The 23,209-nt window shown below is 68.5% G+C and carries 23 protein-coding genes; 14 read left to right on the plus strand and 9 right to left on the minus strand.

Features of this window, described 5'->3' with window-relative positions:
- Window positions 1–2: 2 nt before the first annotated feature.
- The gene (locus IB258_RS22425; RefSeq protein WP_192353226.1) at window positions 3–818 is read right to left on the minus strand and encodes a DUF72 domain-containing protein; all 816 of its coding nucleotides are present in this window, start codon (window positions 816–818) and stop codon (window positions 3–5) included.
- Between the two features lie 151 nt (window positions 819–969).
- Between IB258_RS22425 and IB258_RS22430 the strand changes: the two genes are divergently transcribed.
- A complete protein-coding gene (locus tag IB258_RS22430; protein WP_054458288.1) occupies window positions 970–1,602 on the plus strand; it encodes a LysE family translocator in 633 nt (210 codons plus the stop codon).
- A complete protein-coding gene (locus IB258_RS22435; RefSeq protein WP_125473095.1) occupies window positions 1,602–1,898 on the plus strand; it encodes a hypothetical protein in 297 nt (98 codons plus the stop codon). The genes IB258_RS22430 and IB258_RS22435 overlap by 1 nt, the downstream gene beginning before the upstream one ends.
- Here IB258_RS22435 and IB258_RS22440 read toward each other — a convergent pair.
- Window positions 1,869–2,831: a LysR family transcriptional regulator gene (locus IB258_RS22440; protein ID WP_225589217.1), complete on the minus strand. Its 963-nt coding sequence runs from the start codon at window positions 2,829–2,831 to the stop codon at window positions 1,869–1,871. The genes IB258_RS22435 and IB258_RS22440 overlap by 30 nt on opposite strands.
- 97 nt (window positions 2,832–2,928) lie before the next feature.
- Between IB258_RS22440 and IB258_RS22445 the strand changes: the two genes are divergently transcribed.
- The 5 genes from IB258_RS22445 to IB258_RS22465 are packed head-to-tail and all read left to right on the plus strand — an operon-like array spanning window position 2,929 to window position 7,765.
- On the plus strand, window positions 2,929–3,906 hold the full coding sequence (locus IB258_RS22445; RefSeq protein ID WP_175162694.1) for a tripartite tricarboxylate transporter substrate binding protein: 978 nt from the start codon (window positions 2,929–2,931) through the stop codon (window positions 3,904–3,906).
- Between the two features lie 14 nt (window positions 3,907–3,920).
- Complete coding sequence (locus IB258_RS22450) at window positions 3,921–5,177, plus strand: CaiB/BaiF CoA-transferase family protein (protein WP_175162692.1); 1,257 nt, start codon at window positions 3,921–3,923, stop codon at window positions 5,175–5,177.
- Window positions 5,178–5,200: 23 nt separating this feature from the next.
- Window positions 5,201–6,103 (plus strand): SDR family NAD(P)-dependent oxidoreductase, encoded by a 903-nt coding sequence (locus tag IB258_RS22455; protein WP_192353227.1) that lies wholly within the window; start codon window positions 5,201–5,203, stop codon window positions 6,101–6,103.
- Window positions 6,082–7,266 (plus strand): beta-ketothiolase BktB, encoded by a 1,185-nt coding sequence (gene bktB, locus IB258_RS22460; RefSeq protein ID WP_175162688.1) that lies wholly within the window; start codon window positions 6,082–6,084, stop codon window positions 7,264–7,266. The genes IB258_RS22455 and bktB overlap by 22 nt, the downstream gene beginning before the upstream one ends.
- 7 nt (window positions 7,267–7,273) lie before the next feature.
- Window positions 7,274–7,765 (plus strand): MaoC family dehydratase, encoded by a 492-nt coding sequence (locus IB258_RS22465; protein WP_125473090.1) that lies wholly within the window; start codon window positions 7,274–7,276, stop codon window positions 7,763–7,765.
- Here the strand turns inward: IB258_RS22465 and IB258_RS22470 are convergent.
- The gene (locus tag IB258_RS22470) at window positions 7,740–9,218 is read right to left on the minus strand and encodes a PLP-dependent aminotransferase family protein (protein ID WP_192353228.1); all 1,479 of its coding nucleotides are present in this window, start codon (window positions 9,216–9,218) and stop codon (window positions 7,740–7,742) included. The two genes, IB258_RS22465 and IB258_RS22470, sit on opposite strands and share 26 nt — an antisense overlap.
- A gap of 122 nt (window positions 9,219–9,340) precedes the next feature.
- Here IB258_RS22470 and IB258_RS22475 point away from each other — a divergent pair, with 122 nt between their 5' ends.
- Both IB258_RS22475 and IB258_RS22480 read left to right on the plus strand, forming a co-directional pair.
- Window positions 9,341–10,069: a GNAT family N-acetyltransferase gene (locus IB258_RS22475; protein ID WP_192353229.1), complete on the plus strand. Its 729-nt coding sequence runs from the start codon at window positions 9,341–9,343 to the stop codon at window positions 10,067–10,069.
- Window positions 10,060–10,959, plus strand: a complete 900-nt coding sequence (locus IB258_RS22480; protein ID WP_054458147.1) for a DMT family transporter — start codon at window positions 10,060–10,062, stop codon at window positions 10,957–10,959. Before IB258_RS22475 ends, IB258_RS22480 begins: the two co-directional genes overlap by 10 nt.
- A gap of 11 nt (window positions 10,960–10,970) precedes the next feature.
- Here IB258_RS22480 and IB258_RS22485 read toward each other — a convergent pair whose 3' ends face one another.
- From IB258_RS22485 to IB258_RS22500, 4 genes are all read right to left on the minus strand, one after another.
- Window positions 10,971–11,909, minus strand: coding sequence for a DMT family transporter (locus IB258_RS22485; RefSeq protein WP_192353230.1), 939 nt, complete (start codon window positions 11,907–11,909; stop codon window positions 10,971–10,973).
- Entirely contained in the window at window positions 11,906–12,241 is a 336-nt protein-coding gene (locus IB258_RS22490; protein ID WP_119452051.1) for a co-chaperone YbbN, read from the minus strand. The genes IB258_RS22485 and IB258_RS22490 overlap by 4 nt, the downstream gene beginning before the upstream one ends.
- A 110-nt stretch (window positions 12,242–12,351) precedes the next feature.
- Window positions 12,352–13,617 (minus strand): Zn-dependent hydrolase, encoded by a 1,266-nt coding sequence (locus tag IB258_RS22495; RefSeq protein ID WP_192353231.1) that lies wholly within the window; start codon window positions 13,615–13,617, stop codon window positions 12,352–12,354.
- A 26-nt stretch (window positions 13,618–13,643) separates the two neighbouring features.
- The gene (locus IB258_RS22500) at window positions 13,644–15,101 is read right to left on the minus strand and encodes an MFS transporter (protein WP_225589219.1); all 1,458 of its coding nucleotides are present in this window, start codon (window positions 15,099–15,101) and stop codon (window positions 13,644–13,646) included.
- A 161-nt stretch (window positions 15,102–15,262) separates the two neighbouring features.
- Here IB258_RS22500 and IB258_RS22505 point away from each other — a divergent pair, with 161 nt between their 5' ends.
- Window positions 15,263–16,141 carry a LysR family transcriptional regulator gene (locus tag IB258_RS22505; protein ID WP_119449099.1) on the plus strand — a complete coding sequence of 293 codons (879 nt, stop codon included), beginning with the start codon at window positions 15,263–15,265 and terminating at the stop codon, window positions 16,139–16,141.
- On the opposite strand, the gene IB258_RS22510 is transcribed toward IB258_RS22505, so the two are convergent.
- Window positions 16,138–16,932, minus strand: coding sequence for an enoyl-CoA hydratase/isomerase family protein (locus IB258_RS22510; protein WP_175182359.1), 795 nt, complete (start codon window positions 16,930–16,932; stop codon window positions 16,138–16,140). The two genes, IB258_RS22505 and IB258_RS22510, sit on opposite strands and share 4 nt — an antisense overlap.
- A gap of 137 nt (window positions 16,933–17,069) precedes the next feature.
- On the opposite strand from IB258_RS22510, the gene IB258_RS22515 reads away from it, so the two are divergent.
- The gene (locus IB258_RS22515) at window positions 17,070–17,981 is read left to right on the plus strand and encodes an SDR family oxidoreductase (RefSeq protein WP_054459133.1); all 912 of its coding nucleotides are present in this window, start codon (window positions 17,070–17,072) and stop codon (window positions 17,979–17,981) included.
- On the opposite strand, the gene IB258_RS22520 is transcribed toward IB258_RS22515, so the two are convergent.
- Window positions 17,945–18,670, minus strand: a complete 726-nt coding sequence (locus tag IB258_RS22520; RefSeq protein ID WP_125473651.1) for a TetR/AcrR family transcriptional regulator — start codon at window positions 18,668–18,670, stop codon at window positions 17,945–17,947. The genes IB258_RS22515 and IB258_RS22520 overlap by 37 nt on opposite strands.
- A 123-nt stretch (window positions 18,671–18,793) precedes the next feature.
- Between IB258_RS22520 and IB258_RS22525 the strand changes: the two genes are divergently transcribed.
- From IB258_RS22525 to IB258_RS22535, 3 genes are all read left to right on the plus strand, one after another.
- Complete coding sequence (locus tag IB258_RS22525; RefSeq protein WP_192353232.1) at window positions 18,794–20,416, plus strand: acyl-CoA synthetase; 1,623 nt, start codon at window positions 18,794–18,796, stop codon at window positions 20,414–20,416.
- 145 nt (window positions 20,417–20,561) lie between these two features.
- Window positions 20,562–22,418 carry a phosphoenolpyruvate carboxykinase (GTP) gene (locus tag IB258_RS22530; protein ID WP_192353233.1) on the plus strand — a complete coding sequence of 619 codons (1,857 nt, stop codon included), beginning with the start codon at window positions 20,562–20,564 and terminating at the stop codon, window positions 22,416–22,418.
- Window positions 22,419–22,579: 161 nt separating this feature from the next.
- Entirely contained in the window at window positions 22,580–23,209 is a 630-nt protein-coding gene (locus IB258_RS22535) for a bifunctional 2-polyprenyl-6-hydroxyphenol methylase/3-demethylubiquinol 3-O-methyltransferase UbiG (RefSeq protein WP_054459139.1), read from the plus strand.

Below are 23,209 nucleotides of genomic sequence, written 5' to 3' on the forward strand. Positions count from 1 at the left end.
CGCTACAGCCGTTCGATCATGGCGCGCGCCGCCATCGGCGCGCGTTCCTTCGCGCCATTGATGAAGAACGCAAAGACGTCTCCCGGCCGCGCCTTTTTTTCCGGGGCGCCGGTGAGCGGCAGGTCGGCCGGGTGGCCGCCGCGGGCCCAGCTGCGCAGGCGGTCCGCCCAGGCGTCCAGCGCCTTGGGCGGGTAGCCCGCCTTGTAGGCCGTGCTGGCGCGCATCAGCCGCGCATAGACGAAAGCGGCGGTACGGTCGGCGATGGACGGGTAGTCCTCGCTGTCCGTGTAGACGGTGGCCGCGCCGTGGCGCCGCGCCAGCTCCAGGTATTCCTCGCAGGCGAAGCTGTCATGGCGCACGTCCAGTACGTGGCGCAGCGGCAAGCCGTCCACCTTGTCCGGCAGCAGCGCGAGGAAGGCGCCGAAATCGTCCGCATCGAATACCTTGGTCGGCGCGAACTGCCAGACGATGGGCCCCAGCTTGGGGCCCAGTTCGGCGATGCCGCTGTGCACGAAGCGGTGGATCGAATCCTTGGCGCCCGCCAGTTCGCGGCGGTCGGTCGCGTAGCGCGAGGCCTTCAGCGAAAACACGAAGCCTGCGGGCGTCTCATCGCGCCATTTGGCGAAGGTGGCCGGCTTCTGGGTACTGTAGTAGGTGCCGTTGATCTCGATGGCGGTGAGCTGGCTGCTGGCGTATTCCAGTTCGCGCGCATGCGGCAGGTTTTCGGGGTAGAAGACGCCGCGCCAGGGGGCGTAGGTCCAGCCGCCGATACCGATGCGGATGGCGCCGTCTTTCGGATGAGAATGCGCTTGCGGCATGGCCGGCCCTCCAGGCGTGGGAACCGGACAACTGTATCGCCGGCGCCACTGGTCCGCAAACCCCCGCCGGAAGTTCGCTGTTCCGATACAGTTTTGCGCTAAGGTGTGGATTCACGTTTCCACTTTCCGCGCTGCCCCGCGCCGGCCCATCATGCCCGACCTTACCCATCTGATGACGTTCGCCCTGGTTGCCCTGGGCATGGTGCTCACACCCGGGCCCAACATGATCTACCTGGTATCCCGTTCCATCTCGCAGGGCGCGCAGGCGGGCCTGATTTCGCTGGGGGGCGTGGCGGTCGGCTTCGTCTTCTACGTGCTCTGCGCGGCGTTCGGCATCACGGCGCTGCTGATGGCGGTGCCCTACGCCTACGACGCGCTGCGCATCGGCGGCGCGCTGTACCTGCTGTACATGGCCTGGCAGGCGCTGCGCCCGGGCGGGCGTTCGCCGTTCGAGGTGCGCGAACTGCCCAAGAGCAGCCCGCGCACGCTGTTCACGATGGGGCTGGTGACCAATCTGCTCAATCCCAAGATCGCGATCATGTACGTGTCGCTGCTGCCGCAGTTCATCCAGCCCGAGCGCGGCAGCGTGTTCACGCAGTCGCTGGCGCTGGGCATGACGCAGGTTGTGATCAGCCTGACGGTCAATGCGCTGATCGCCATCATGGCCGGTTCCATCGCCGGGTTCCTGGCGGGCCGCCCCTTGTGGATGGTGGTGCAGCGCTGGTTGATGGGCACGGTGCTGGCCGGGCTGGCGGTACGCATGCTGATGGATAACCGCCGCTGATGCAGGCCGAAGACGGTTTCTTTGCGTCCTTGGGCGGCATGCTGGGCGAGGCGCTGCGCAGCGTCGTCGCGGGCTTGAAGTGGCTGCTGGGCGGCCTGGGCCATGCCTTCGGCGATTTCTACTCGGGACTGGCCGGCGCAATGGGCATGAGCCCGTCGATCTTCAATTTCATCCTGCTGGTGCTGGGGCTGATGTGCCTGTGGGCCGCGGTCAAGGCGCTGCTGCGCCGTTCGATCATCGGATTCCTGTTCTGGGTGATCGTCGCGCTACTGCTGCTGGGCGGACTGGGCGCCTAGCGCTTCTCCAAGCGCTTCCCGCAAGAGGTCGACGCGGGGATTGGATGGTCCCTTCCGGGTTATCAAGGCCACCACGCTGGAAGGCGGTTCCGGGTGCGCGCGTATCTGCTTGACCGCGCCCGCGGGGGCCACAGTGTCGCGGATGAGGGCCATGTCCGGCACGATGCCGATGCCCAGGCCGCTGGCGACGAACTGCACGCCGGTGGTGGGGCTGGTGGATTCCACCACGGGCAGGGGCGCGGGCAGGCCGGCATGGGTGAAGCAGTCTTCAATCAGCTTGCGGCCCATGGATCCTTCGGCCGGCATTACCCAACGTTCCCGTGCCAGGCTGGCCCAGTCCACGCGCCGCGCACGGACCAGCGGATGGCTGGCGGCCGCAATCACCGCGAACTGCACTTCAAACAATTTGACGTACTGAAACGCGGCCGCCCCGGATTCCAGCATCTGCAGCGGGAAAGTGGAAATCAGCGCGTCGATTTCGCCCAGCTCCAGCGCGTGGAGCAGGGCGGGCACGCGTTCTTCGAGCAATTGCACGCGCATCGGCCTGGCATGGTTCACCAGTTTCTCGACCACGCCGCGCAAGTAGGTCTGCGCCAGGAAGGGCGGCGCGCCGATGCGGATCTTCGCCGCGTAGCGATCGGCGGTCTGGGCGTCGGCGCGCAGATGTCCAAGCTCTTCAAGCAACAGCGCGGCGCCGCGCAGCACCACCTCTCCTTGCGGTGTCGGTTTCAGGCCGCGCGCGGTGCGCAGGAACAAGGCAAAGCCAAACGCGCTTTCGACTTCCGTCAGCGCCTTGCTCAGCGCGGGTTGCGTCAAGTTGAGCGCCTGGCTCGCGGCGCGCAGGCTGCCCGTGCTCTGCACCACTTGCAGCATGCGCAGATGGCGAAAGCGCAGCTTGGATACCAGATGGTCGGGTTCGATGGCGCCGGTCATGGGTTGAGATAGAACTGAAAGTTATCGCTATATCAAAATATATCAATTTTTTGATTAGCTGCGATCGCCTATCCTGCCCGCATAACAAGGAGACAACATGCAACGTCGTACTTTTTGCCTGGGCGCCCTTGGCGCGGGCATGATGTTCCGTTCCATGGCGAACGCCGCAGAGAGCTATCCGTCGCGGGCCGTGCGCGTCGTCGTGCCCTATGCCGCTGGCGGGGGACCCGACATCATGGTGCGGCAATTCGGCCCGGTGCTCGGCGCCAGGATGGGTCAGACCATCGTGGTGGAGAACAAGGTGGGCGCGGGCGGCGTGCTGGCCGCCCAATACGTGGCCCAGGCTGCGCCCGACGGCTATACCGTGCTGCTGGGTTCCAACTCGCACCTGATCCAGAAAGCCCTGCAGCCGAGCCTGATGTTCGATCCCGAGCAGGACTTTCTGCCGGTCACGGTGATCGGCGCCTCGCCCAGCGTCCTGGTCGTGTCCGCCAAGTCACCCTACCGCACGGCGCAAGACCTGATCGCCGCCCTGAAGGCGCAACCGGGCAAGATGAACTACGCCTCGGGCGGCATCGGATCGGCCGCGCATCTGGGCGGCGCGACCTTCGTCACGCTGCTGGGGGCCGAAGCCACGCACGTTCCGTTCAAGGGGTCGGTGGAGATCCCAACCTCGCTGCTGCGCGGGGACACGGATTTCGCCTTCGCCATTGCCGGGACCGCCGTGCCGCAGGTGCAGGGCGGCCGGCTGCGCGCGCTGGCCGTGACCAGCCGCGAACCCATGGCTGAGCTTGCCGGCGTGCCCACGCTGCGGGAGATCCTGGGCAGCGATCTGGCGGTCCAGGAATTCTGGTTCGCCTTCTGGCTGCCGCGCAAATCGAGCGCCGAGGTGGCCGACAAGCTCTATGGCGCAACCACGGCGTCGCTCAAGGACCCGGGCGTCAAGAGCAACTTCGAGGCGGCAGGCGTCAGCGTGATCCAAAGCGACAGCCCGGAAGCCGCCGCGTCGTTCGTGCGCAGCGAGGCCCGCAAATGGGCTGAAATCATCAAACTGACCGGCATCACCGCCGGCTGACCCGCAGGAAATCCATGGCCAAGCCTCTTGAAGGCGTACGCGTGCTCGACTTGTCGCACGTGATCGCCGGTCCTCTCGCTTCGTTTTATCTGGCGCAACTGGGCGCTGAAGTCATCAAGGTCGAACCGCCCCTGGCGGGCGAAGTCCTGCGCTCGATGAAGAACGGCGTCGACACCGACACGCCCACCGGATTCGCGGCCATCAACGCCGGCAAGCAATCGCTGGCGCTGGACATCCGGACCCGCCAGGGCGCGGACCTGCTGCGCTCGCTGGCCGCCTCGGCCGATGTGTTCATCGAAAACTTCAGGCCGGGCGTGGTGGCGCGCTACGGGCTGGACTACGCCTCGATCAAGGCGGTCAAGCCCGACATCGTGTATTGCTCCATCTCGGGCTTTGGCCAGCAAGGGGCCTGGTCGCAGCGCGGCGCCTACGACCATGTGGTCCAGGCGATGACCGGCATGATGATGATGTCGGGCGAGGGCGACGACGCGCCGCCGCTGAAAGTGGGCTTTCCGGTGATCGACGTGGCCGTGGGCATGCTGGGCGCGCTGTCCATCGTGTCGGCGCTGCATCGCAGACTGCGCGAAGGCGCCGGGCAATACATCGACGCGTCCATGGTCCAGGCCTCGCTGGCGCTGATGTACACCAATACCTGCGCCTACCTGAGCGACGGCACGCCGACGCGCCGGGTCGGCAACCGGGGCTACACCGGCAGTCCCGCGGCCGATACCTACCGCTGTGCGGACGGCTGGCTGGCGGTGGCCGCGAACACGCCGGAACAATTCCGCAAGTTGACCGCCGCCATCGGAGTGGAGGCGCTGTGCAGCGACGCCAGGGCGCTGGATCTGGATGCCTTCAACCTGCCCAACGGATTCGTGGTGCCGAACGACCGCGAGTACGTGGTGCAACGGCTGAGAGCCGCGTTTTCGACCCGCAGCGCCGCGCAGCTCGAGGACCTGCTCAGCCAGGCCGGCGTGCCCGCGGCCAAAGTGAGAAAGCTCGAGGAGTTCCTCGACGAGGCGGACGCTACCGGTTGCGTGAGCCTGCCTGATCATCGTTTTCACCAGGGTGGACGCGAGCTGCGCACGCATGGGCTAGGCTTTGCCTTCGAGCAGGACGGCGGCCCGACTCAGGCAGGCGCTCCCGCGCTGGGCGAGGGCACGCGCGAGGTGCTCAGGCGCGTGGGCCTGGACGACGCCGCGATAGCCGAGCTCGAGCGCGCCGGCGTCCTGCGGACCCAGGCCGACACCGCGCTTCCCCTGATCCCCTGAACAACCATTCATCCGGAGACTCTATGACTCAACTTTTGCAAGGCCGCGTCGCCATCGTGACCGGAGCCGGGCGTGGATTGGGCCGCTCGCATGCGCTGGAGCTTGCGCAGCACGGCGCCAAGGTGCTGGTGAACGACCTGGGCGCCGACCGGCCGGACTCGCCGGCCCAGGCCGTGGTGGACGCGATCCGCGCGGCTGGCGGGGACGCCATGGCGCATGGCGCCGACGTGACCCAGCCGCAGCAGGCCGAGGCGATGGTGCAGGCGGCCATCGCAAATTGGGGGTGCGTCGACATCCTGGTCAACAACGCGGGCATCCTGCGCGACAAGACCTTCGCCAAGATGAGCCTGGAGGACTTCCGCCTCGTGATCGAGGTCCATCTGATGGGCGCGGTGCATTGCACCCAGGCGGTGTGGAACGCCATGCGCGAACAGAACTATGGCCGCATCGTCATGACCACCTCGTCCTCGGGACTCTATGGCAACTTCGGCCAGGCCAATTACGGCGCGGCGAAGATGGCGCTGGTCGGCCTGATGCAGACCCTTGCCCTCGAAGGCGAGCGCTACGGCGTGCGCGTGAATTGCCTGGCGCCGACGGCCGCCACGGCCATGACCGAAGGCCTGCTCGATGAGCAGGCGCTGGCCTTGTTGACGCCGGACTCGGTCAGTCCCGCCCTGGTTGCCCTGGTGGCCGAAAACGCGCCCACCCGGACCATTCTGATGGCGGGCGCGGGCAGTTTCGAGCAGGCCAATATCACCATGACCCGCGGTATCCATCTGAGTGGAGAGGAGTTGTCCGCGCAGGCCCTGATCGGCCGCCTGGACGAAGTGTCCGACCGCGCGCAGGAAACGGTTCCCGCCACCGGTTTCGACCAGTTGCGCCACGAGATCGCCAAGGCCCTGGCATGCGAAACCGAGAAGTTGTAGTCCTGTCTGGCGTGCGCACGCCCATCGGCAGTTTCGGCAAGAGCCTGAAGGACGTCCCGCCCACGGCGCTGGCCGCCGAGGTGTTGAAAGCCGCCGTGGCGCGCGCGGGCCTGGCGCCTGCGCAGATCGAGCACGTCTGCTTCGGCCAGGTCATCACGACCGAAGCGCGTGACCTGTACTTGTCGCGGGTGGCGGCGATCGAGGCCGGTTGCGCCGACGGCACGCCGGCATTCAACGTCAACCGCTTGTGCGGCTCGGGATTGCAGGCGGTCGTTTCGGCGGCGCAGTCCATCCTGCTGGGCGACTGCAAGGTCGCGGTGGCGGGCGGCGCCGAGAGCATGTCGCGCGCGCCGTACGCCACATCGGCGCTGCGCTTCGGCGCGCGCATGGGCGATGCGCCGATGACCGATATGCTGCTGGGCGCCTTGCATGATCCGTTCCACCGCATCCACATGGGCGTCACGGCGGAAAACGTCGCCAGGCGCTACGGCATTACGCGGGACGCGCAGGATGCGCTGGCGCTGGAGAGCCACCGCCGCGCCGCGCGCGCCGTGGCCGAAGGCCGCTTCGACGCGCAGCTCGTGGCCATCACGACGCCCGGCCGCAAGCCCATTGTGTTCGCGCAGGACGAGCACGTCCGCGCCGACATCGCGCCGTCGGACCTGGCCGCCCTGAGGCCCGTATTTTCTTCCGACGATGGCACGGTCACGGCGGGCAACTCCTCCGGCATCAATGACGGTGCGGCCGCGCTGGTACTGATGGAGCGTGCCGAGGCGCTGGCCCTGGGCGCGCGCCCCATGGCCCGCCTGCTTGCTTACGCCCATGCCGGCGTGGACCCGCGCTACATGGGCATGGGCCCGGTTCCCGCCGTGCGCGCCGCCCTGGCCAAGGCAGGCCTGTCCGCCGCCGATATGGATGTGATCGAGTCCAACGAGGCCTTTGCGGCGCAGGCCTGCGCGGTGGCGAGCGAACTGGATCTGGATCCGGCCAAGGTCAATCCCAATGGTTCGGGCATTGCGCTGGGGCATCCGGTGGGAGCCACGGGCGCGATCATCGCTGTCAAGGCCTTGCACGAACTCGAGCGCATCGGCGGACGGTACGCGCTGGTCACCATGTGCATAGGCGGCGGGCAGGGCATCGCCGCAATCTTTGAACGCATCTGAAGCCGCCATGACACGCAATCCTGTTGCATCTCCTCTGCCGTTCGACTCGATCCAGTCCTTGCTGAACGCCGTGGGGCAACCTCCCATTGTTTCCGACGCGCTGCTGATCGATCAGGACATGATCGACCGGTTCGCGCAGGTCACGCTCGATACGCAGTGGATCCATGTGGACCGGCTGCGCGCGCAAGCGGAATCCCCCTATGGCGACACCATCGCGCATGGCTTTCTGGCGCTGTCGCTGCTGACGCACTGGCAGAACAGCTGCATCGCCTTTCCGGGCGCAGCGATGTTGCTGAATTACGGATTCGACAGGGTCCGCTTCACCGCGCCCGTGGTTTCCGGCACGCGCGTGGCCGCCAGCTTTTCCTTGGCCGAGGTCGTGGAGACCGGCACGGGCATGGCCCGCTGCGCCTGGAAGGTCGCGATCCAGGCGGAGGGGACGCTCAGGCCGTCGGTGCATGCCGACTGGCTGATCATGGTGCGGTACGGGAGCCCGTGAGTCCTAACGTCACGTCGCGGAGCCTGCGCACCAGGCCCGCGAACCGCTCGGCTCCGGTATTGCCATATCCGATCACCAGGCCATTGTCCTCCGCCCGCGGCGCCACCGCGAACGAGGACAACGCGCCCGGATTCATCCCGATCTTGCGCGCCTGTTCCACGATCTCCCGGTCGGGATATGCAGCAGGCAGCCGCACCGTCAGATGCAGCCCGGAATGTCCGCCCAGGACTTCGTGTTCGATCCCCAGATGCGCCGCCAGCGCCTCGCGCAATGCTCCCTGGCGTTCTCGGTACAGGCGCCGCATGCGGCCCAGGTGGCGCGAGAACTGGCCGTTTTCCATGAAGGCCGCCATGGTCAGCTGTTCCAGCCGGTGGCCGCCGCGCAGCATCTCGATGATGGATGGCATCGCCTGCGCGGCGATGGCTTCGGGCAGCACCACGAAACCCAGGCGCAGCGCCGGGAACATGGTCTTGCTGAAGGTGCCCACGTAAAGCACCGGCGCGTCCTCGACCAGGCCCTGCATCGCGGCGATGGGTTCGCCCTGGTGGCGGAATTCGCTGTCGTAGTCGTCCTCGATGATCCAGGCGCCGGCCTGGCGGGCGCGTTCGATCAAGCCCAGGCGGCGCGGCAGGGACAGCACCGCGCCGGTCGGGTACTGGTGCGACGGCGTTGTCTGGATGAGGCGGGGCGGGCGTTCCTGCCAGGCGCTTTCGGGAATCACGATGCCGTCCGCGTCCACGCGCATGGCAACCACGTCCAGGTCGCCGCCATGGAAGGCGGACTTGGCGCCGCGGTAGCCGGGGTCTTCCAGCCAGGCGGTGTCGCCAGGGTTGGTCAACAGCTGCACGCAGAGCGCCAGCGCGCCCTGGGCGCCTTCGGTGATGACGATGCGCGAGGCGTCGCAGCGCACGCCGCGCGACACGCGCAGGTATTGGGCGATGGCTTCGCGTAGCGCCGGCTCGCCCACGGGATGGCCGTAGCCCAGGGCCGTGGCCGGGGCGGCTTGCAGCGCGCGGTCCTGCGCGCGGCGCCATGCGTTGATGGGAAACTGCGTCAGCGCAGGCGTGCCGGGCGTCATGGGCAGCGAACCGTCGTGGGCGTAGCGCGTGGAGACGATGCGCGTCAGCCGCTTGGCGGTGAGCGAGGGCTGGTCCGTGGGCGGCGTCGCGCGCTTGGCGGTGATGGCCGCGGCGGCCGACAGGGGAGCGACCCGCGTGCCCTGGCGGTCGGCGATCACGTAGCCTTCGGCCGTGAGCTGCTCGTAGGCGATCAGCACGGTGTTGCGCGAGATGGCGAGTTCCTCGGACAAGGCGCGCGACGAAGGCAGCTTGCCGCCCGCCGGCAGCTGTCCGGCCAGGATGGCTTGCTTGAGGCGCTGGATCAGCTGGCGCTGGCGCGGCAGGGCGCCGGGGCCGCGCGTCAGCGGGCTGGAAAGCAGGGCGGGGGTGTTCATCTTGGCCCTATTAAAATTCGGGATCGTGGTGCTTTTTATGATGCCACGATTCCGATATCGTGAGGGCATGCGTACTGCGTCCGTCCCTTCGGGCGGCGCGCCAACCTGAAGAGGCCCGTAGCATGCAACCCCGCGTCAACGCCTACCGGCAACCCATCGGCCCGGACATGACGGGCTGGACCACGCGTCCGCGTCCGCCCCTGACACCCATCGTCGGCCGCTATTGCCGGCTGGAGCCGCTGTCGGCCGAGCGTCACGCCGAGGATCTGTTCCACGCGTTCAGCGAGGCGCCGGACGACAGCGACTGGACCTACATGTCGGTGGGACCCTTCGCGGACCTGGCGGCCTACCGCCAGTTCGCCGAGAAGGCGCAGGCCGGCAATGACCCCTTGCATCACGCCATCATCGACCTGGAAACGGGGCGCGCCATCGGCACGCTGGCGCTGATGCGCATCGACCCGGCCAACGGCGCGATCGAGGTCGGCTTCGTGTCGTTCTCGCGCCAGCTCAAGCGCACCCGCATCGCCACCGAGGCCCAGTTCCTGCTGATGAGCCGCGCCTTCGACGAACTGGGCTACCGCCGCTATGAATGGAAGTGCGATAGCCTGAACGCGCCGTCGCGCGCGGCGGCTCTGCGGCTGGGTTTCCAGTTCGAGGGCATCTTCCGCCAGGCCACGGTGTACAAGGGCCGCAGCCGCGACACGGCCTGGTTCGCCATGGTCGACGGCGACTGGCCCGCGCTGCGTGCCGCCTATGAGCGCTGGTTGAGCCCCGACAATTTCGATGCCCAGGGCAAGCAGCGGCAGGGCCTGTCCGAACTGACGGCACAGGCGCGCGCCGCGTGCGCCTGATCCCGGTTGCGCTGGCCCTGTTCTGGGGCCTGAACTGGCCGGCGGTGAAGATCATCCTGTCGATCTTCCCGCCGTTCACGCTGCGCCTGCTCGGCCTGGGCAGCGGCGCGGTGCTGCTGTTGCTACTGGCGCGAGCCAAGCGGGTGCCCCTGCTGCCGCCGCGCGAGTCGTGGCGCGGCATCATCGTGGGCGGCCTGCTTGCCGTCGCGGCCTTCAACCTGCTGGTGGCCTGGGCGCAGCTCAGCACCAGCACCTCGCGCGCGGCGGTGCTGACCTTCACCATGCCCATGATGTCGGCCGTGCTGGCCTGGGCTGTGCTGGGCGAACGCCTGGACCGGCGCCGGGCGCTGGCGCTGCTGCTGGGCGCGGCCGGGGTTTCCATCCTGGCCTGGCCGGTGCTGCGCGCAGTCTTCGGCGAACACGATGCGGCCGCGGCCAAGGGTCTGGTGTTTCCGCTGGTGGCGGCTTTCGGCTGGGCCGCCGGCACGGTCTACCTGAAGGGCTGGCCAGTGGCCGGCGATCGCATCGTCGTCACGGCCTGGCAGTTGGCGGTGGGCGCGGCTTGCGCCTTGGGCGGCATGCTGATCGCGGGCGAATCGTTCCCCACGCAGGGCTGGAACGGCCGTGTGGTGGCGGCGCTGTCGTTCCACATCATCCTGGGCACCGCCGTCGCGTACTGGCTCTGGTTCGTGCTGAGCGAGCGCGTCAGCGCCACGGTGGCCGCGCTGACCACATTGATGGTGCCGGTGGTGGGAGTGCTGGGCGCGATGGCGCTGGTGGGCGACCGGCCCGCCGCCTTGGACTGGTGGGGATTCGCCCTGGTGCTGGGAGGCGCCGCGCTGATCGTGCTGAACCTGGGCGCGGCGCCCGCGCCGCGATCCAGGCCATAGGCGCGGGTGGATCAGCGCGCGCGCCGCAGCTTCTCGCGCAGCAGTTCGGCGCCGCTCACCAGGGTGATGCCGGTCAGCACCAGCAGCGCGCCCAGCACGAAACCGGCGTCCAGCGGTTCGTCCAGGATGAGCACGCCGAAGCTCACGCCGAACAGCGGCGTCATGAACGACAGGACGGACAAGCGCGAAGCCAGGTAGCGGCGCAGCAGCCAGAACCAGGCCAGATAGCTGGACAGGGCCACCACCACGGACTGGAAGGCGACGCTGAGCACTGCCGCCTGCGTATAGCGAAAGCCGGCGTTGCCGGTGGCCGCGGCGTAGGCCAGCAGGGTAATGGCCGCGACCGCCATCTGATAGAACAGCGTCTTGGCAGGCGCGGCTTCGGACAGCGAGGTCTTGCGGATCGCCACGGTGGTGGCGCCCCAGAACAGGCCGGTCAGGAGGCCCATCGCATCGCCCAGCAGCATGTTGGGCGCGCCGGCCGATCCCGCCGGCTGGCCCTTGCCGAGGAAGGCCACGGCGATGCCGCAGAACGCCACGGCCACGCCCACCCACTGCAGCGGCTTCAGGCGTTCTTCGGGCAGCAGCCAGTGCAGTCCCAGCGCGGTGAAGATGGGCGCGGTGTACAGGAACACCGACATGTGCGAGGCCGTGGTGTAGACCAGGCCCTGCGCCACGAACAGAAATTCCCCGGCGAACAGCAGGCCCACGATGAGACCGGGCAGCGCCGTGCCGTCCATGACGGCACGCAGGCCTTCGCGCCGCCACACGGCCACGGCCAGCACCAGCGCCGCGAACGCCGAGCGCAGTCCGATCTGCATGATGGGCGAAACATCCGCGGCCACCAGCTTGATGGCGATCTGCTGGAAGCCCCAGCAGACGCATAAGAGCAGCATGGCGCCGGTCGCCAGCCCGTCCAGCGGCTGGCGCAAGGGCTTGGCGGCGCTCACGGCAGTTCGGCGGGGTAGCTGTCCAGGGCCAGGCCGATCTGCTGGCGCAGATCCCATTCCGCCAGCGTCGATTGCACCGGGCCGAAGAAGGCGCCGTCGCGCGTCACGAACATGGCGGGCAGGTGGAAGACTTCGTAGCGCTCGACCAGGCCGCGGTTGTCGCCGGCGTCGACCCAGCACACGCGTTCCACGGGCAGCTCCAGCTGCGGCAGTTGTTCACGGGCGACGCGGCAGGTGCCACAGGTGCGGCTGTGGAAGACCAGCAGGGACAGCCCGGGCGCGTCCAGCAGGTAGCGGTCGGCGGTGCTGTCGTTGAGTTCTATCTGTTCCATGGGGCGGGCAAGGCGGGAGAGGGCGCCGGTCGCGGCGCGAGGCGCCCATTATGGCAGCGCCCCGCCCGCGGGCGGGAGATACCCGCGGGCCTGGCAGGGCCGTCCCGGCCTCAGGCGGCGCGCAGCTTGCGGTCCAGTTCCAGCACCGACTGGTACAGCACGCGGGTGCCATCCAGCAGCTGCGTGGGTTCGATCCACTCTTCCGGGCAATGGCTGCGGCCATTCAGGCAGGGGATGAAGATCATGCCGATGGGGCCGGTGGGCACCATGTAGACCGCGTCGTGGCCCGCGCCGCTGGGCAGGCGCATGGAGGCGTAGCCCAGCTGATCGGCGGCGGCCTGCACCGCGTCCATCACCAGCGGCGTGCAGTCCGTGGGCCGCGCGCGGCTCAGCTGCGTGAAGCTTGCGGACAGGCGCAACGCGGTCAGGTCGGTGGCCACGCCGGCCATCAGCGTTTCCGGGAAGGCGTCCAGCACGGCATCGCTGTCGCTGCGCATTTCCAGCGTCAGCTCGACCCGGCCTGGCACCGCGTTGGCGGCGTTCGGCGTCATGGACAACCGGCCCACGGTGGCGACCACGTAATGCGGATTGCCGCTGGCGGCGCTGGCCTGGCGGTGGGCGGCATCGATGATGCGGGCCGCGCCCACCAGGGCGTCGCGGCGGATGTCCATGGGCGTGGTGCCGGCATGATCCGGCTGGCCTTCCACCGTGATCAGCACGCGGCGGATGCCGACGATGTTGGTGACCACGCCGATAGGCAGGCCGCGGCTTTCCAGCACCGGGCCTTGTTCGATATGCAGTTCGACGAACGCCGCGGTGCCGTCAGGGCCGCGCAGCGGCGCGCCCAGCGCCGAGGGGTCGCCGCCGATGCGGGCGATGCCGGCCGCGAGCGTCTCGCCTTCGGGATTGCGGGCCGCCAGCATGTCGGGCGTCAGCTGGCCACAGAGCGCGCGGCTGCCGACGCAGGAAATGCCATAGTCGCTGGGTTCCTCGGACAGGAAGTCGATGACCTCGAAGGGATGTTCCAGCTGCACGCCTTGCTCGCGCAGGGTGTGGGCCACTTCGATGCCGGCCAGCACGCCGATGATGCCGTCGAAACGGCCCCCGGCCATCACGGTGTCGCAATGCGAGCCGGTGGCGATGGGCTTGCGCGCGGGATCGCGCCCGGCCAGCGTGCCTATCAGGTTGCCGCCGGCATCCAGGCGGGTCGCCAGGCCCGCGGCCTCGAACTCGCTGCGCAGCCAGGCGCGGGCCTCGTCGAACAGCGGCGAGAATGCGCGGCGCGTCCAGGGGACGTCGGGCAGGGTGAAACGGGAAAGGGTTTCGACGCGGGCCCAGAGGCGCTCGGCGTTCAGGGGAGGAAAAGCGTGTGGCATGAGACTTCCTGAAAATACGCCAGGAATTATGGCATGCGTGCCTGCAAGGTCTGGCTGCGTGGCGCATCCAGGAACAGCGCCACCACCGCAGCGCAGGCCAGGGTGATAGCGATCAGCGCGTGCAGCAGTTGGCGGAAGGCGTCGTCATAAGCCTGGCGCAACAGGGCCGGGGCCGCGCCGGGCTGATGGACCAGGGCTTGCGCCATGTCGCCGGCTGCGAGGTATTGCGCGGCGGCGCCTGGATCCGCGCCGAGCCGGTGGGCGATCAAGAAGGTCAGCAAGGCGTTGACGCTGGCCAGCGCGATGCCTTCACCGGCTACGCGGGTGGTGCTGAAGATGCCGGCGGCCATGCCGGCCCGCTCGGGCGGCGCGACGCTCATGGACAGGCCGTCCATCAGGCCCCAGGGCAGGCCGGTGCCTGCGCCGATCAGCAGCATGGGCCAGAGCGCGGCCTGGGGCGCGTGTTCCACCCCGATGCGGCTGAGCCAGTACAGGCCCAGGGCTGCGGCCAGCAGGCCCAGCGCGCAACTGCGGCCCGCGCTCATCCAGCGCATGGTCCAGACGGCGACCGCCGGCATGAAGAGCAGCGGCGCGGACAGGGCCGCCATCGCCAATCCTGCGCTGGCTTCGCTGCGCCCCTCGATGCCGATGAAGCGGATCGGCAGCAACACCAGCAGCACCACATAGCAATAGCAGGTGGCTACGGGCAGCATCTGCACGCCGACAAAGCGCGGATAGCGCAGCAGCGTCAGGTCCAGCATCGGGCGGCGCACGCGGCGCTCGATCGCGACGAAGGCCAGCAGGCACAGCGCCGCAGCGGCCAGCAGCCTCCAGGCAAGCGCGGACGCGCCGCGCGCGGCAGGCATTTCCAGGATGCCCCAGGTCAATAGCGCCAGCGCGCCGGTGAAGGTCAGGCTGCCCGCCCAGTCCAGCGGACCCGCTTGCGGATCCCGCGACTCCTGCATCCGGGGCAGGGCGACGGCCAGCGCCATCGCGCCGACCGCGGCGCTCGACAGAAAGACCGAGCGCCAGCCCAGGCTGTCGATCAGCAGGCCGGCCAGCATCGGCCCCAGCGCCAGGCCCGCGCCGAAACTGGCGCCGAGCAGGCCGAAGGCGCGGGTGCGCGCCGGACCAGGGCAGGCGTGCGCCAGGGACGCCGAGCCGCCGGCGAGGGCTGCGGCGGCGCCCGCGCCTTGCAGCGCGCGCAGGCCGTCCAGCCAGGCCACCGTGGGTGCGAACGCCAGCGCAACCGATACCAGCGCGAACAAGGCCACGCCAGCCACGAACAAACGCTTGCGGCCATAGGCGTCGGCCAGCGTGCCTGCCGCCATCAGCAGGCTGCCGAAGCTCAGCATGAAGGCGTTGGTGATCCAGCCGAGCGCCTGGGCGTGGCCGCCCAGATCGCGGCCGATGGCGGGGGTGGCGATGGCGCCGCCGGAAAAGCTCAAGGGCAGGATCAGGGCGGCCGTGCAGACGGCAAGCATGGTCCAGCCAGGGGAAACGGGAACTGAGGTAGAGGAAGGCATCGACGAATCAGGTTGGAATAGCCGGGATAGGCGTCGATAAAGGATAAAATCGCGTCAATAAAACAAAAATGCCGCGTATTTCCTATCTAAGCGGATAAATATTCCTTAATGGAGCGGAAATGGACAGCCTGAGCGGAATACATGCCTTCGTCCACGCCGCGCAGCGCGGCAGCTACGTCGCGGCCGCCGAGCATCTGGGCCTGTCGGCCTCGGCGGTGGGCAAGAGCGTGGCGCGGCTGGAGGACAGGCTGGGCGTGCGCCTGCTCAACCGCAGTACGCGGCGCATCAGCCTGACCGAAGCGGGCGCGCTCTATCTGGAGCGCTGCTTGCGCATCGTGCACGAGCTGGATGAGGCCGAAGCCGAGGTGACGCAGGGGCGCGAAGCGCCGCGCGGGCGCTTGCGGGTCAGCGTGCCGGCCATCGGCTACCGCTTGTTGCTGCCGCTGCTGCCTGAATTCACCCGCCTTTATCCGGAGATCGAACTCGACCTGGACTTCAACGACCGCATCGTCGACGTGATCGGCGAGGGGCTGGACGCAGTGATACGCAGCGGGGACTTCGCTGACTCGCGCCTCAGGGCGCGGCCGCTGGGGCCGTATCGATTCGTGGTGGCGGGCGCGCCCGCCTATCTGGCCGCGCATGGCGCGCCGCGCACGCCGGACGACCTGGATGGCCACGCCAGGCTGGCCTATCGCTATCCGGGCTCGGGCCAGGCGCAGCACTGGCAGTTCCGCGACGGGCCACTCGCGCCGCAGCCCGCGGCGTTGACCTTCAATAGTGTCGAGGCGCTGATCGGCGCGGCACAGGCCGGGCTGGGTCTGGCCTACCTGCCGGACTTCGCGCTGCGGGCGGCTTTGGACGAAGGCAGGCTCATCACTGTGTTGGACGAGCACCTCGACGCTGGCGGCCGCTTTTCCGTGTTGTGGCCCGACAGCAGGCACCCGCTGCCCAAGCTGCGCGCCTTCGTCGATTTCCTGGCCGAGCGGCTGGGCGCCTAGCGCCTGAGGCGCCAGGAAGGTTCGCGCTTTTCCAGGAACGCGCCGACGCCTTCGCGCGCTTCGTCCGTGCTGCGCACGGCCGCGATGCGTTCCACCGTGTCGGCGATGAGGGCCGCGTCGATCTCCCGGCCGGCGAAATCGCGCACCAGCCGCTTGCTGGCCTGCACCGCGCCGGGGCCGTTGTCGCACAGGGCAAGGCACAGCGCCTCGGCGCGTTGCGCCAGGTCGGCCAGGGGGGCGACGTCGTGCACCAGGCCCAGCCGGAACGCGGTCGCGGCGTCGAAGCGCTCGGCGGTCAGGAAGTAGCGGTTGGCCGCGCGCTCGCCCATGGCGCGCAGCACATAGGGGCTGATGGTGGCGGGCAGCAGCCCCAGCCGTGTTTCCGAAAGGCAGAAGTGCGCGCTGTCCGCGGCGATGGCGATGTCGCAGGCCGACACCAAGCCCATGCCGCCGGCATAAGCGTCGCCGTTGACGCAGGCCACCACCGGCTTGGGGCAGGACCAGATCGCGTGCAGCATGCGGGCCAGCTTGGCCGCGTCGGCGCGGTTTTCGGCGTCGGTCAGCGTGGCCATCTTGCGCATCCAGTTCAGGTCGCCGCCGGCGCAGAAGGCCTTGCCCGCGCCCGTCAGCAGCAGCACGCGCACGGCGGGGTCGTTCACCGCGGCCTGCACTGCGCCGGTCAGGGCGGCGATCAGCGTGTCGTCGAACGCGTTGCGCATGTCGGGGCGGTTCAGCGTCAGGCGGGCGATGGGTCCGTCGTGGGCGATGTCCAGCGGGGCGGGCGTGGTCATTCCGGGTCTCCAGTTTTCTTGATTCAGGCTCAACAAAGCGGCGGGACTAGCGGTCGATTCTAGGTTGAAATTTCTGTTCCGGCCATCGAATCGGAACAAATATTGAGTTATCCTCAAAAAAAATAATGGAGCGAGACATGAGCCAGAAAGCAGGCGGCGTGGCCGCCGGCCAACGCTACGCGTCGGTATTCCGGCCGGGGCTGTATCAGGGCAAGACCATCGTCGTGACCGGGGGCGGCAGCGGGCTGGGCCGCTGCACCGCGCACGAGCTGGCGTCGCTGGGCGCGGGCCTGGCGCTGGTAGGGCGCAAGCTCGACAAGCTGCAGGCGGCGCAGGACGAAATCTGCCGGATCTACCCCGAGGCCAGCGGCCGCATCAGTCTGCACGCCTGCGACATCCGCGACGAGGCCGGCGTGCGCGGCGCGGTTGCCGATGCGCTGGCGCGGCATGGCGCCATCGACGGCCTGTTCAATTGCGCGGGCGGCCAGTTCCCGGCGCCGCTGGACCGCATCAGCTACAACGGCTGGAACGCGGTGGTGCAGAACAATCTGCACGGCACCTTCCTGATGTCGCGCGAGGTCTACACCCAGCACATGCGCCAGCACGGCGGGGCCATCGTCAACATGCTGGCCGACATCTGGGGCGGCATGCCGGGCATGGGGCATTCGGGCGCGGCGCGCGCGGGCGTCTGGAACCTGACCGAAACCGCGGCCTGCGAATGGGCCCATGCAGGCGTGCGCGTCAACGCGGTGGCGCCGGGCTGGATCGCTTCCAGCGGCATGGACAGCTACGACGAGGACTACCGCGCCGTGCTGCGCGAATTGCGCACCAAGGTGCCGCTGCAGCGCTTCGGCACCGAGGCCGAGCTGGCGGCGGCGGTCGTGTTCCTGCTGTCGCCGGCCGCGGCCTTCATCAACGGCAGCGTCATCCGGGTGGATGGCGGCGTGCCCAATGCCCGCCATTCCTGGACCCTGGCGCCCGCCGAGCGGGGCGAAGCCTACAACGGTTTTCCTCAGTACGAGCCGCCGTCCTTGTTTTCCGACGATTGAAGCCGATGCAGGGCGTCCCGCACTTCGCCGCGGAATTGCGCCAGCGCCAGGGCGTCCTGCGCGGGCGGCTGCAGCGCCTGCCACAGGAAGCCGACCAACTGGTCGGCGGTGGCGGCCACGTTCACCCGTGCGCCGCGCAGGATGGCGTCCCACAGCACATGCTCCATCGGCCCGTAGACGGCCGAGCGCAAGAGCCGCAGCGGCATGTCGCGGCGGATGTCGCCGTCGGCCTGGCCCTGGGCCAGGATGCCCATCAGCGGCGCGGTGTAGCGGCGCTGCAGGCCCGCGTAGACATCGCCGAAATCGTCGTTGCGCGCGCGCCCTTCGGACAGGATGAAGGCGCACAGCCCGGTGCCTTCGGCCAGCAGGTGGCGCAGGTGCGCATGCACCAGGAAATGCAGCCGGGCCCGCGCGCCGTGCACGTGGGGCAGGCTGTCCTCGACCTTGGCGATGATCTCGTCGTACCAGTCGCTGATCACCCGCACGCACAGTTCGCGCTTGCCGCCGAAATAAGTGAACACCGTGGCTTCGGACACGCCCAGGCGCTGCGCGATCTCGGTGGTGGTGGCCGCCTGGAAGCCGGCTTCGGAGAAGACCTGGCGGGCGACGCGCAGGATGTCGCGGATGCGCTGTTCGGATTTGGCGCTGGCCGGCGGTCGGCGCATCGGGACGGTGGCGGCTTTTTCCATGCGGGGGGAGTGGGCTGCGGGGGGACGGGGGCTTATTATTGAGCCAGGGTCAAGTTTGAGGCAAGACGTTACATCGCTGGCGCCGGGCGCCGGCGCGTTCGACAACAACATCAGAGACAAACCATGCTGTCCAGAGCCGATTCCTACGCGCAGCTCGCGTCCCAATTCCAATGGCAGGTGCCTGCGGCCTACAACATCGGCGTCGACGCCTGCGACAAATGGGCCGACGGCAGCGGCCGGCTGGCGCTGATCTACGAGCAGAGCGACGGCGCGCAATCGCGCTGCACCTTTGATCAGATCAAGACGCTGTCCAACCGCCTGGCGCACAGCCTGGAGCGCCACGGCGTCAAGCGCGGCGACCGCGTTGCCGTCTACCTGCCGCAGGCGCCCGAAACGGCGGTGACCCATATCGCGGTCTACAAGATGGGCGCGGTGGCTGTGCCCTTGTTCACGCTGTTCGGCGTGGACGCGATCCAGTACCGCCTGGCCAACAGCGGCGCGGCCGCGCTGGTGACCGACGCCGACGGCTGCCGCAAGCTGCGCGAGATCCGCGCCGGCCTGCCCGACCTGAAGGTGGTCTATTGCATCGACCAGGACTGCCCGGACGACGCCGTGCCTTTTCACGCTGCGCTGGCCGCGGAATCCGAGGACTACACGCCGGTGGCGACGGCGGCCGACGACCCGGCCGTCATCATCTATACGTCGGGCACCACCGGCAAGCCCAAGGGCGCGCTGCACGCGCACCGGGTGCTGCTGGGCCATCTGCCGGGCGTGGAGATGTCGCACGAATTCTTCCCTGAGAATGCCGCGCTGATGTGGACGCCGGCCGACTGGGCCTGGATCGGCGGCCTGCTGGACGTGCTGCTGCCGTCCTGGCACCACGGCGTGCCGGTGCTGGCGCGCCGCTTCGAGAAGTTCGACGGCGCCAGCGCCTTCGAGCTGATGGCGCGCCATGGCGTGACCCACACCTTCCTGCCACCCACCGCGCTGAAGATGATGCGCGGCGCCGAGCTGCCGGCCGGCGCCGGCGCGCTGGCGCTGCGCTCGGTCGCCAGCGGCGGCGAGTCGCTGGGGGCGGAACTCATAGACTGGGGCCGGCGCGTGCTGGGCGTGACCATCAACGAGTTCTACGGCCAGACCGAATGCAACATGCTGGTGTCGTCCTGCTCGTCCCTGTTCGACCCCTGCATCGGCGCCATCGGCCGCGCTGCGCCGGGCCACCGCGTCGCTATTGTGGATGAGCGGGGCGTCGAAGTGGCCGATGGACAGGAGGGCAACATCGGCGTATTGCGCCCGGATCCCGTCATGTTCCTGGGCTACTGGAACAACCCCGAGGCCACCGCCGAAAAGTTCGCGGGCGACTACCTGCTGACCGGCGACCAGGGCGTGCGCGACGCGCAGGGCTTCATCCGCTTCGTCGGCCGTAACGACGACGTCATCACCAGCGCCGGCTACCGCATCGGCCCCGGCCCCATCGAGGACTGCCTGATCGGCCACCCCGCCGTGCGCATGGCAGCGGTGGTGGGCGTGCCGGACGCCCAGCGCACCGAGATCGTGATGGCCTATGTGGTGCTGAACGAAGGTTATGCAGGGGATGACGCGTTGGTGAAGGAACTGCAGGCCCACGTGCGCAAGCGCCTGGCGGCCCACGAGTATCCGCGCGCGATCCGTTTTGTAACCAGTTTGCCGACCACCGCCACCGGCAAGATCATCCGCCGCGAGCTGCGCGACGGCAGCTACGCCTGACCGGTCTCAACCGGTGACAATGTCGTCCAAGAGGATGGGTTGACGGGCAGCCAGCCGCTGCAAGTATGATGGCGCAAATTGATACGGCCCCATGCCAATTGGGGCCGTATCACCATTAGCCTTACTAGTATGGAGATAAACCCCGATGAATAAGCCTTTGGATGGGGGATTGGCAGCCTTGAACGTGCCTGCCTATGTGAAGCACCGCGGCCTGATCGACTGGGTCGCCAGCTTTGTGGCGCTGGCCAAGCCGGACCAGGTCGTGTGGTGTGACGGTTCCCAGGAAGAATATGACCGGCTGTGCGAACAGATGGTCCAGGCGGGCACCATGCGCAGGCTGAACCCCGCCAAGCGGCCTAATTCCTTCCTGGCGTGCTCGGATCCTTCCGACGTCGCCCGCGTGGAGGACCGCACCTTCATTTGTTCCGACCGCGCCGAGGATGCCGGCCCAACCAACAACTGGGCCGAACCCGCCGCCATGCGCGAGACGCTCAACGGCCTGTTCGACGGCGCCATGCGCGGCCGCACGCTGTATGTCGTGCCGTTCTCGATGGGCCCGCTGGGTTCGGACATCGCGCACATCGGCGTGGAACTGTCCGACAGCCCCTACGTAGCCGTGAACATGCGCATCATGACGCGCATGGGAAAGCAGGTCTATGACGTGCTGGGCGCCGACGGCGACTTCGTGCCCTGTGTGCATTCGGTGGGCAAGCCGCTGGCCGCAAGCGAGGCCGACGTGGCCTGGCCGTGCAACCCGACCAAGTACATCGTCCACTTCCCCAAGACCCGCGAAATCTGGAGCTTCGGCTCGGGCTACGGCGGCAACGCGCTGCTGGGCAAGAAGTGCTTCGCGCTGCGCATCGCGTCCACCATGGGCCGCGACCAGGGCTGGCTGGCCGAACACATGCTGATCCTTGGCGTGACCTCGCCCAAGGGCCGCAAGTACCACGTGGCGGCCGCCTTCCCGTCGGCCTGCGGCAAGACCAACTTCGCCATGCTGATCCCGCCCCAGGGCATGGACGGCTGGAAGGTCACCACCATCGGCGACGACATCGCCTGGATCAAACCCGGCAAGGACGGTCGCCTGCACGCCATCAACCCGGAAGCCGGCTACTTCGGCGTGGCCCCGGGCACCAGCGAGCAGACCAACTTCAACGCCATGGCCACGCTCAAGGCCAACGTCATCTTCACCAACGTGGCGCTCACCGATGACGGCGACGTCTGGTGGGAAGGCATGACGGACGAGCCGCCGGCGCACCTGATCGACTGGCAGGGCCAGGACTGGACGCCCGCCATTGCGCGCGAAACCGGCCGCAAGGCGGCGCACCCGAACGCGCGCTTCACCGCGCCGGCTGCGCAATGCCCGTCCATCGACCCCGAATGGGAGAACCCCGAAGGCGTGGTCATCGACGCCTTCATCTTCGGTGGCCGCCGCTCCACCACCGTGCCGCTGGTCACCGAAGCCCGCAACTGGGTCGAAGGCGTCTACATGGCCGCCACCATGGGCTCGGAAACCACCGCCGCCGCTGCCGGCCAGCAGGGCGTGGTGCGCCGCGATCCCTTCGCCATGCTGCCGTTCTGCGGCTACAACATGAGCGACTACTTCAGCCACTGGCTGAAGCTGGGCAAACAGCTGGAAGCCGCCGGCGCCACCTTGCCGCGCATCTACTGCGTCAACTGGTTCCGCAAGGGTCCGGACGGCAAGTTCGTCTGGCCGGGGTTCGGCGACAACATGCGCGTGCTGCGCTGGATGCTGGGCCGCATCGACGGCCAGTCCAAGGGCGTGGACCAGGTGTTCGGCATTTCGCCGAGCTACCAGGACATCGACTGGACGGGCCTGGAGTTCAGCCCGGACAAGTTCGAGCAGGTCATGTCGGTGGACGCCGCCGCCTGGCGCGACGAACTGGCATTGCACCAGGAGCTCTTCGCCCAGCTCAAGCAGGGCCTGCCCGAAGACCTGCCGGCCACCAAGGCCAGCATCGAAGGCCGCCTGGCGGCCTGAGGCAGGGCGTCGTGAGGGTGTCTGGCGCTGGCGCTCGTCAGGCGTCTGACACCCCATGGGAAGCTTGCGCAGGTTGAGACGGATCCGCCCGGTTGCCAGACGGCCGGACGGAGCCGGCTTCCGGCACGGCCGCGTGCTGTTTTTTGCGGCACAATCACCCCATGAAACTCGACGCTGAAGACCTCGCCAAGATCAGTTCGCTGACCGTCGCGCACTACCAAGAGAACGCGGACTCGTTCGAGGCCGGCACGCGCGACCACGACGTCAGCCAGAACATCGCGGCGCTCCTGCGTCACATCGAAGGCGAACCTCCTTACGACATCCTGGATTTCGGCTGCGGGCCGGGCCGCGACCTGAAAACGTTCGCGGCCCTGGGCCATCGCGCGGTCGGCCTGGACGGCACGCCGCGCTTCGTCGAGATGGCGCGGCAGGCTACTGGCTGCGAGGTCTGGCAGCAGGACTTTCTGCGCCTTGCCCTGCCGCCGGCGCGCTTCGACGGCATCTTTGCCAACGCCGCCTTGTTCCACGTGCCTGGCCAGGAGCTGCCGCAAGTGCTGCGCGCCTTGCATGGCGCGCTCAAGCCGCGCGGCGTGCTGTTCAGCTCCAACCCGCGCGGCGGCAACCAGGAAGGCTGGAACCGCGGGCGCTATGGCGCCTACCATGACCTGGAAGGCTGGAGCGCGCTGCTGACGGCGGCCGGCTTCGAGGAACTTGAACACTACTACCGGCCGCAGGGGCTGCCGCGCGAGCAGCAGCCCTGGCTGGCCAGCGTCTGGCGGCGCACGGCGTAG

The sequence above is a fragment of the Achromobacter sp. ACM02 genome (genome assembly GCF_014851605.1).
Lineage (GTDB): Bacteria > Pseudomonadota > Gammaproteobacteria > Burkholderiales > Burkholderiaceae_B > Achromobacter > Achromobacter aegrifaciens.